This window comes from Pseudomonas sp. B2M1-30, from assembly GCF_025447575.1.
In the GTDB taxonomy this organism is placed as follows: Bacteria; Pseudomonadota; Gammaproteobacteria; order Pseudomonadales; family Pseudomonadaceae; genus Aquipseudomonas; species Aquipseudomonas botevensis.
Genome location: NZ_JAOEJT010000029.1, coordinates 1 through 9,679, shown reverse-complemented (window position 1 = coordinate 9,679; position 9,679 = coordinate 1). Strand labels below are relative to the sequence as shown.

General features: G+C 60.2%; 5 protein-coding genes. 1 reads left to right on the top strand and 4 read right to left on the bottom strand.

Going from position 1 to position 9,679, the window contains the following annotated elements; all coding sequences use genetic code 11:
- Positions 1-2,200, top strand: a 2,200-nt coding sequence (locus N8H74_RS29095) for a calcium-binding protein (protein ID WP_262152160.1), incomplete at its 5' end; no start/stop codon positions are given.
- Between the two features lie 84 nt (positions 2,201-2,284).
- Here N8H74_RS29095 and N8H74_RS29090 read toward each other — a convergent pair.
- From N8H74_RS29090 to N8H74_RS29075, 4 genes are all read right to left on the bottom strand, one after another.
- Positions 2,285-5,017: a LuxR C-terminal-related transcriptional regulator gene (locus N8H74_RS29090; RefSeq protein WP_262152158.1), complete on the bottom strand. Its 2,733-nt coding sequence runs from the start codon at positions 5,015-5,017 to the stop codon at positions 2,285-2,287.
- Between the two features lie 258 nt (positions 5,018-5,275).
- Positions 5,276-5,938 carry an SGNH/GDSL hydrolase family protein gene (locus tag N8H74_RS29085; protein ID WP_262152156.1) on the bottom strand — a complete coding sequence of 221 codons (663 nt, stop codon included), beginning with the start codon at positions 5,936-5,938 and terminating at the stop codon, positions 5,276-5,278.
- A gap of 133 nt (positions 5,939-6,071) precedes the next feature.
- A complete protein-coding gene (locus N8H74_RS29080) occupies positions 6,072-7,436 on the bottom strand; it encodes a DUF1329 domain-containing protein (RefSeq protein ID WP_217833871.1) in 1,365 nt (454 codons plus the stop codon).
- 28 nt (positions 7,437-7,464) lie between these two features.
- Complete coding sequence (locus N8H74_RS29075) at positions 7,465-9,351, bottom strand: DUF1302 domain-containing protein (RefSeq protein ID WP_217833870.1); 1,887 nt, start codon at positions 9,349-9,351, stop codon at positions 7,465-7,467.
- Between the last annotated feature and the right edge of the window lie 328 nt (positions 9,352-9,679).

Here is a 9,679-nt window from a genome sequence, read left to right as displayed (position 1 = left end):
GGCCAACGTCGAAGACGGCACCATGCTCGACAGCGCCGACCTGACCCTGACCGGCAACTCGCTGGACAACGTCCTGATCGGCAACGCCGGAAACAACAGCCTGCTCGGCGGCCTGGGTGCCGACACCATGATCGGTGGTGCCGGCAACGACATCTACGGCGTGGAGAACGTCAACGATGTGGTCATCGAACTGGAAGGCGAAGGCCGCGACCTGATCAGGACACGGGTCAGTTACACCCTGTCGGCCAACGTCGAAGACGGCATCCTGCTCGACAGCACCCACATCAACCTGACCGGCAACGCTCTGGACAACGTCCTGACGGGCAATGCGGGCAACAACATTCTGGACGGAGCAGCCGGTGCCGACTCCATGATGGGTGGTGCGGGTGACGATATCTACATTGTGGATAACATCGGTGACGTCGTCGTCGAACAGGCTGGCGAAGGTCACGATCTGGTGAAAACCCAGGTCAGCTATGTCCTCTCCAGCAACGTTGAGGACGGCACACTGCTGGGCAACACCCATATCGACCTGACCGGCAACTCGCTGGATAACGTCCTGACTGGCAACGCCGGCAACAACAGCCTGCTCGGCGGTCTGGGCGCCGATACCATGATCGGCGGCGCCGGCGACGACATCTACGGCGTGGAGAACGTCAACGATGTGGTCATCGAACTGGAAGGTGAAGGTCGAGACCTGATCAGAACCAAAGTCAGCTATACCCTGTCGGCCAACGTCGAAGACGGCACCATGCTCGACAGTGCCGACCTGACCCTGACCGGCAACTCGCTGGACAACGTCCTGACCGGTAACGCGGGCAACAACACCCTGCTCGGCGGGCAGGGCGCCGACACCATGATCGGTGGTGCCGGCAACGACATCTACGGCGTGGAGAACGTCAACGATGTCGTCGTCGAACTGGAAGGTGAAGGCCACGACCTGATCAGAACCAAGGTCAGCTACACCCTGTCGGCCAACGTCGAAGACGGCACCATGCTCGACAGCGCCGACCTGACCCTGACCGGCAACTCGCTGGACAACGTCCTGACCGGTAACGCCGGCAACAATACCCTGATCGGTGGGGCTGGTGCCGACACCCTGATCGGTGGCGCCGGCAACGACATCTACGAGGTGGACAACATCAACGATGTCGTCATCGAACAAGCCAACGAAGGCCATGATCTGGTCAGGACCAGCATCAGCTATGTCTTGTCCAACAACCTCGAGGACGCAAACCTGCTCGGTAACGCCGACCTGACATTGACCGGCAACTCGCTGGACAACGTCCTGACGGGCAATGCGGGCAACAACACCCTGCTCGGCGGTCTGGGCGCCGATACCATGATCGGTGGCGCCGGCAACGACATCTATGGTGTGGAGAACGTCAACGATGTCGTCGTCGAACTGGAAGGTGAAGGCCGTGACCTGATCAGGACCAAAGTCAGCTACACCCTGTCGGCCAACGTCGAAGACGGCACGATGCTCGACAGTGCCGACCTGACCCTGACCGGCAACTCGCTGGACAACGTCCTGACCGGTAACGCCGGCAACAATACCCTGCTCGGTGGTCAGGGCGCCGATACCATGATCGGTGGCGCCGGTGACGACATCTATGGCGTGGAGAACGTCAACGATGTGGTTGTCGAACTGCAAGGTGAAGGCCATGACCTGATCAGGACCAAGGTCAGTTACACCCTGTCGGCCAACGTCGAAGACGGCATCCTGCTCGACAGCACCCACATCAACCTGACCGGCAACGCTCTGGACAACGTCCTGACGGGCAACGCGGGCAACAATATTCTGGACGGCGGTACCGGTAACGACACACTGTTCGGCGCAGAAGGTGACGACACCCTGGTCGGCGGCAGGGGAAATACCACGATGAGCGGTGGTACGGGGGCTGACAGCTTTTCCTTCATCAATTCGCTCGGCCAGGACACCAGTAGCTCACATAACGTCATTACCGATTTCAACGCGCTGGAAGGTGACAAGATCGACCTCTCAAATTTCGATATCGATCCGATTGCCCTCGGCGTCCAGCATCTCACCTTCATCGGCTCAAGTGAGTTCACTGGTGCCGGTCAACTTCGTTTCGTCGATCATTTCCTTACGACCAACGTGACGGGTCCCAACGGGGCTGATTTCCAGATTGAACTCGTGGGCGTCAACACGCTCAGTGCGAACGATGTCCTGGTCTGATCTGCCGTTCCTTGAGCGCAATGCAATAAGCAAATGAAAACACCCCGCCAAGGCGGGGTGTTTTTTTGTTCATTTATTTATCACTCAGGACAACAGACCCAATTCTTTCGCACGAGCTACGGCCTGAGTTCGCCGCTCCACGGCCAGCTTGCTGTTGATATGGCTGGCGTGGGTTTTCACAGTATGCAAGGAGATGAACAGCTGATTGCTGATCTCCTGATTCGAACAGCCATCGGCAATCAGTCGCAGCACTGCCATTTCTCGACTGCTGAGTTGTTCAGTGGCACCGGACTCGATCACTGGACGAATCGGCGCATGCACCAACTGCTCAAGTAATCGTTGTCCCGCCGACAATGGCGAAGTCAGCAGTTGGCCACGCAACCAGTCAGCGTGTTCCTTCACCAGACTGTCGAACGGCTGCAACACACCACCGGCTGCAGTTTCCAATGCCTCACTCAGCGCCTTTCGTGCTTCCGAATCACGCCCACCGGCCAGCAGCAAAGCCACTTTTTGCGTCAGCGCCATAACGCTGAGCAAGTGGCGACCGGTCTGCTGTCCGTTTTCATGCAACACATTCAACCGCCCTTCGGCGAGCATCGGCTGCCCCTGGATCACGTCGAGCAACGCCTGCTGCAATTCGACATGCAGCGGCAATTGCGGGTGAAACTCCGGCGGTGCCGCCGCGCGTTCACCGGTATAGGTCTGCCCCAGTCGTGCCAGCCAGGCCTCGGCCAGGTCGGTGCGCCCCTGAGTCAGCCACAGTTCGCATTTGACCAGGGTAATCATCGCCAGGTAGTAGATCGGCGGCACATCCCAGATATGCATCAAGCGCTCGGCTTCGGCCAGTTCGGCGAAGGCCTTGGCGAACTCACCGCTGTTGCCATCCAGCCGGGCAATCACGCAATGACCGATCAGCACGCTGATGTCGCGGCAGGCTCGCGCCTCGCTCAGGCCGGCCTGCAATCGTGAACGTGCCGCCTGCGGTTGCAGGCGCATCGCCAACAGAAAACCTTCATACAGCGTCAGACGCGCACGCACCGCATACAAGCGTTGCGGCGACAGCCCCCGCAGCCGCTCCAGACCCTGATGAACTTCATCCAGCGCCCGCACGATCTCGCCCCGCGCCTGCAATACCCGGGCGCGGTCGTAGTGGGCCAGCGCCTCGAACAGAGGATTGCCGACCCGTTGCGCCAGCTCCAGCGACTCGCGGTTCAAGCCCCGTGCGCGCCACAGATCGCCGTCGGCGATCGCCAGATTGGACAGGGTCGACAGACACATCAGCCGCTGGCCGTAACGCTTGGCCGGCAGGCTCTCCAGTGCTTCGGTGCAATACCTCAGCGTCAGTTCACGATGGCCGCGACCCCGGGCGATGATCCCGCTCAGCGCCAGCCATTGCGCCAGCATCGATTTCTGCGCGGTTGCCGAGGGCGCCGGCAAGAAACGGCTCAAATGACTGGACAACTCTTCGGCCGCGTCGAGCTGGCAGGCCAGCCCCAGTGCCCAGCTGTACAGCACAATCAGCCGTGGCGTGCTGATCAGCAGGCTGTCGGGCAAGTCCATTTTCCAGCGCAGCAGCATGCCGACGTTCTGCTCGGCCAGCAGCTGTTCCTCGGACAGGTTCTGCACCAGATTCGCTGCCACATCGAGGTGGCCGGCGCGCAACGCCTGCTCCACCGCTTCGTCGAGCAGCCCCTGGGCGTTGAACCAGCGACAGGCGCGCAGATGCAGCGTCGCAGCCGGCACCATGGCCTGGGTCATGGGTCGGCTGCGCAGCAGATCGGAGAACAAATGGTGGTAGCGATACCAGTGCCCGTGTTCGTCCAGCGGCACCAGGAACACCTGATGCGCCAGCAGAAAACGCAGAATCTCGGCGCTGTCATGGGCTTCGCGCACGGCGTCGCACAGTTCGCTGCAAAAGCGTTCCTGCGGCGCGGTTTCATAAAGGAATGCCTGAACCTCGGCGGGCAGACAATCGATGACCTCTTCCAGCAGATAGTCGCGAATCAGCCCTTCCCCGCCGTTCAGCGCTTGCGGCAACAAAGCATCGCTGCCGGCCTCGGCAACCGCCAGCAGCCAGAAGCGCAACCCGGCGACCCAGCCTTCACTCCGCTGGATCAGGCTTTCCAGCGCCTCGCCGCGCAGTGAACTGCTATGGCGGTCGAGCAGGGTCAAGGCCTCATCGTAGGTCAGCCGCAGGTCCTGTTCATTCAGTTCCAGCAGTTGGCGCGACAGCCGCAGACGCGCCAGATGCCAGTCAGGACGCTGGCGGCTGGTGACCATGACCACCAGGCCATCGGGCAAATGATTGAGGAAAAATTGCAGGCAACGGTCAAGCACCGGTCCCTGAGCGAGATGGTAGTCGTCGAGTACCAGCAGCAGCGGCGCCTTCGGATCAAGCTGCAGCGCCAGTTCGTCGAGCAGGCCGTCGAGCCACTCTTCGAACGCGAACGGCTGATGCCGCTGACGCATCTTCAACAGCCCGAGCGCGCGGCTGCCCAGTTGCGGGAAGTAATCCTGCAACCCTTCGAGCAAGCGCTCGAGGAACCGCCCCGGATCGCTGTCCCGGGCGCTGAGCCCCAGCCACAGGCTTTGCCAGTGCGCCGGCAGGCTCTGACAGAACTCCACCGCCAGCGAACTCTTGCCAAACCCGGCCGGCGCGCTGACCAGCAGCAGGCGTCCACCAAGCCCGGCACTCAGGCGCTCACACAGACGCGGTCGCAGCACGTAGCCCTCGGGCAACGGTGGACGGAAGAAACGTCCGTCCAGTGCCGCGACGGCAACGCTTGCGGAACCCGGAAGTGGGGACAGATCAGTCATGGCCGGCTCTTGTTTGAATTGCTGATGGCGGCGTTGCAGATGTCCGCAGACTAGCGGCAAACGAAGTCGGATTGAAGGTGGCTGCTACAAATGGCTACAAAAAGGCTGCAAGCAAGACATCAAACCGCATGGCACACAGGCGCATCCGCGACACAAGGATAGCCACTGCCCCCCATCCGGGCTCCGGTCGAGTCCGCTTGTACCGTTGATCGCCCTGCAAAAAGAGCCCGCACCGAGCCGGCTGGTTCAATCAGCAGATCAGAGCCGGGCTTGAATACTCAGGAGGACGGATTGTGCAATCCGTGCATATCCCGACTCGGTGTAATGCACATCGGTATTCGACTCCCGCATGACGTCGGGCAGAGCAGCACTGGCACCTTGCAGATCATTGACCGGAATATCCAGACGCTTCATGACGTCGGCAGCCACTCGGTTATAACGGCCGACATCATCACTGTAGCGACCTGGCTCCTGGGCCGGCACCACGGTTATGTTCTGAAAGATAACCTTTGCCCCCGTGGACTTGAGCCGCGTGGCGATCGACTGGAGATTTTGCTCATAGGCATTGAGCGGGACAGCAATTGCGCCATTGACCTTGTCCCGGTTCTCTTGGGTAACAGGACCTGGTCGGCGATAGCACAGATCCCACAGGCCGAAGTTGAAGCTGATCACATCCCATTTGCCATCAGCCAACCAGGACTCAAGATTCTTCAGACCATTGACCGTGTCCTGAGCATTACCGGCGTTATGTACGACTTCGGCCTGGCCCGCCAGTGCCTGCTGGACATATGGCGTATATCCGATGGAGATGGAGTCGCCAATGATCAACACGCGAGGCTTGTGTTGCAGGCTGGCATGGCTGCCAGTCATCACAAAAACCGAAGAAAGGAGCACCGCTTTGATGAATGAACGCTTGAGCACGAGCCAAAATCCAAAAATTCGAATCGTGAGAGTCTACCTGCAGCGATAACCCGAAAGGGAAAGCAGGGACAAAAAAACGCCCCGAACCAGTCGGGGCGTTTTCACGAGGATGCGGCCTCGTTTTTACAACGGTTTAGCGGACACCATCCTGACGCAGGGCGGCCGGGGTGAAGTCACTGGTAGTGGCCGTGAAGCCGAAGTCATACGCCGACTTCTCTTCGTTCTTCATGCCCAGGGCCAGGTAACGACCCGACTGCAGGTCGTAGAGGGTTTCGAGGGTGTACCACGGCACTTGCACGTTGTAGTAATCCTGAGAGTGGGCTTCCGCCACACGCCAGAGTTGATTACGACCGTCGTAGTGGTCGATCACCGCGGCTTGCCAGGTGTCTTCATCGATGTAGAAGTCACGCTTGGCGTAGATGTGGCGCTGGCCTTCTTTCAGGGTGGCGACCACATGCCACACGCGACGCAGCTCGTAACGGGTCAGGTCCTGATTGATATGACCCGCCTTGAGGATATCGGCGTACTTGAGTTTCGGATCGTCGAGCTTGTAGCTGTCGGAGGCGATGTACATCTCTTTCTTGCCTTCGAGCTTCCAGTCGTAGCGATCTGGCGCGCCGTTGTACATATCGAGGTTGTCCGAGGTACGCAGACCATCCGCCGCGGTGCCCGGGCCGTCATACGACACTTGAGGCGCACGACGCACGCGACGCTGACCGGCGTTGTAGATCCACGCCGCACGCGGTTCCTTCACCTGATCGAGGGTTTCGTGAACCAGCAGCACCGTACCGGCCAGACGTGCCGGCGCAGTCACTTTTTGCTTGAAGTAAAACAGGATGTTGCCCGGGTTCGCCGGATCGTAGTCCTTCATCTTGTCGCGGAACACGAACTGATCCTGGAAGTACACCAGGCTGAACGAGCCATTGGGTTGCGGTGTGGCCTGGGTTACCAGTCGGGTCACGCTGCCGCCGCGATAACGGGTGATGTGGTTCCAGATCACCTCCAGGCCACTTTTCGGAATCGGGAAAGGCACAGCGGTATCGAATTTTTCCAGACCGTTGCCGCCAGACACCAGCGTGGTATTGACCGCGTTCTTCTTGATCGCGGCAAACACGTCATCCGGCACGGTTGCGCCGCGATGGGACGGGTAGACCGGCATCTTGAAGGTGTCCGGGTAGCGCTGGAACATCGCGTACTGGCCCGGCGAGAGCTTGTCCTTGTACTGGTCGACGTTCTGTTTGGTGATGGTGAACAGCGGCTTTTCACTGGCATACGGATCGGACAGGAAACCCTTGCTGTCGACGGTGCCGGCATTTTTCGCCATCGGTTTCCAGGCCGGAATCGAGCCATCGGCGTTGCCGGCCATCTCGGCGCCCATCGGGGTCAGGCTCTTGCCCAGTTTGTCCGCTTCGGCGGCAGGCACCGCCGCCATGACGCCGGTCGCCAGCAGCGACAGGCCCAGAACACCGGCGTGGAACAGACTCTTTGTTATTTTCATAAATTCGCTCGTCCTGAAAATGCAGTGCTTAGAAGTTCACGCCGAAGCTGAGTGCAACGAAGTCGCGGTCATCAACAGTGGTGTACTTGCCGTCGAAGAAGTTGGTGTAGGCCAGGCTCGCGGTGTAGGTGTTCTGGTACTCGGCATCGACACCCAGGCTCACCGCCTTGCGACCTTCCTCGAAGTTGCCGCCAGGGCCTGGCGAGTAACCGCTGACGTCATGGGACCAGGCCACGTTCGGCTTGAGGTTCACACCGGCGAACACGTCGTTGTATTCCCAGATCGCCCGACCGCGATAGCCCCACGAAGTCGCCGTGGTGAAACCGTCATCGTTGCAATTGCGGCTGCGGTTGTTGGTCGGTGTGCCCGGACCTGCACCGTTGATGGTGCTGGTATTGAGCGCCACGCAAGTGTTGGCGCCACCGGTGGCCGGCAGTTCGCCCGGACCGTAGACCGGATCGCGGCCATAACGTACGTCGGAGCTGCTTTCCAGGCCGCCGACGTGGGTCACGCCCACTTCGCCCACCAGGGTCAGACGGCTGGCGCCCATGACCTGATCGAAGAAGTGCGTCAGGGTGGTCTGGAACTGGGTGATTTCCTTGCGGCGATAGCCGTGCAGATCCTGGCCCGGCACACCGTTGAGCAGCGAGGCGTTGGCCAGGGAGCCGCCCAGAGGACGCACACCGGCAAACAGGATGTCGGTGGAGTTCAGTTGTACCGGAGCGTTCGGCCGGTAGCTGATTTCACCGCTCCACGCCGTACCGGTAGGCAGGGTGGTGGAGAAGCTCAGGCCATAGAGACGGATGTCTTCAGGGTATTCGACGAAGTATTTCGAGCTGCCCGCGACCACCAGCGGCCCCAGCGCGCGGAATGCCGCCGGCAGTGCCGCCACACCGTTGTACACCGACTGCGGCGCACCCGTGGCGCTGAAGATCGGCGCACGGCTGTGGTAGTTCATGAAGTAGGCACCGAACTCGGTATCGAGCGGGTCGAACATGTACTTGAACGACGCACCCCACTGGCCGCTGTCACGGGCATCGCGGTCGCCAGCCCGGCGTACCAGCACGCCTTCCTCGTTGACGTCGACACCGGCGGCGGCCAATGGCCCGAGGGCGACGGCCGGGATCTGCGAACGCTTGTTCAGCACGCGCAGGTTGTCGGTGCAGCCGTCGGCAATGATGTCCGGCTGGGAGAAGAAGGTGCCGCAGTTGTCGACGACAGTCTGGTCCCACTCCAGCTGATAGAAGGCTTCGGCCGACAGGTTGTCGGTGAGGCTCTGGGACACGTAGAACATGTTGACCGGAATCAGGCCTTCCTTGACTTCGGCGCCGGGACGACGGAACGCGGACACATCGATCGGGTTGATCGAGTTGATGCCGCCGCCGATGAAGGTACTTTCACCCCAGCTCACCACCTGCTTGCCCAGACGCACGGAACCCGGCTGATCGGCAATCGAGTAGTTGTGGTAGACGAAGGCGTCGAGGATCTGGCCGCCGGAGGACTTGGCGCCTTCCTTGCGGTTGTGGTCGCTGATGTCCTTGAACTCGCGGCTTTCATCCTTGAGCTCGAAGTCGTACCAGTATTTGCCACGGACGAACACGCCGGTGTCGCCGTATTTCAGTTCAAGGTCATGGATACCCTTGAAGATCTTGGAGAAAGTCTCGCCGCTCTTGAAGTTGGCGTGACCGTCATCGGAGGTCTGGGACAGCCCCTTGCCACCGTTGTTGACGCCGATGAGGTTCTTGTTCGGTTGCTGGGTAGACCAACTGGCGCCAATCGACAGGGATGAGTCGAACTGGCCTTCGATTTCACCGACGTTGAAACTGACGCCGAATGCCGGCCCGGCGAGCGAAGAAGCAAGACTGACGGCCAGAGGCAGTTTAGCCCGGCGCCAGAACTGATTTACTGAGGTCATCGACGCTACTCCATGTGCATTATTGTTATGGCAGTGAGTACTTTTAAAAACGCCTGAAGGACCGGGAGCCAAGGGTCGCCCGAAATCGCTTCAATGTTGCATCGCCCCGTTTTGTGCGTTTGCCCCGTTCTTAAAAATCCTTGAGCGGACTATAGCCAGCAGGTGGTAGTGCTTGATCCCTCTAAAGTGTGATTTGCGCTGCCGACCACTCTGGAACAGTCCTTTCGCCAGTCCGACACACGTCGGCACGGCAAGAATGGCTGAAAATTCGGATTTCACAAGCCAAGCGCTTGCTTGGGCGGGTCTGGGGGGGGGGGGGGGGGGGGGG

Excerpts from the sequence above, each read along its gene's own strand:
- N8H74_RS29075 (WP_217833870.1), bottom strand. The coding sequence starts at position 9,351 with ATGACCTCAGTAAATCAGTTCTGGCGCCGGGCTAAACTGCCTCTGGCC.
- N8H74_RS29080 (WP_217833871.1), bottom strand. The coding sequence starts at position 7,436 with ATGAAAATAACAAAGAGTCTGTTCCACGCCGGTGTTCTGGGCCTGTCG.
- N8H74_RS29090 (WP_262152158.1), bottom strand. The coding sequence starts at position 5,017 with ATGACTGATCTGTCCCCACTTCCGGGTTCCGCAAGCGTTGCCGTCGCG.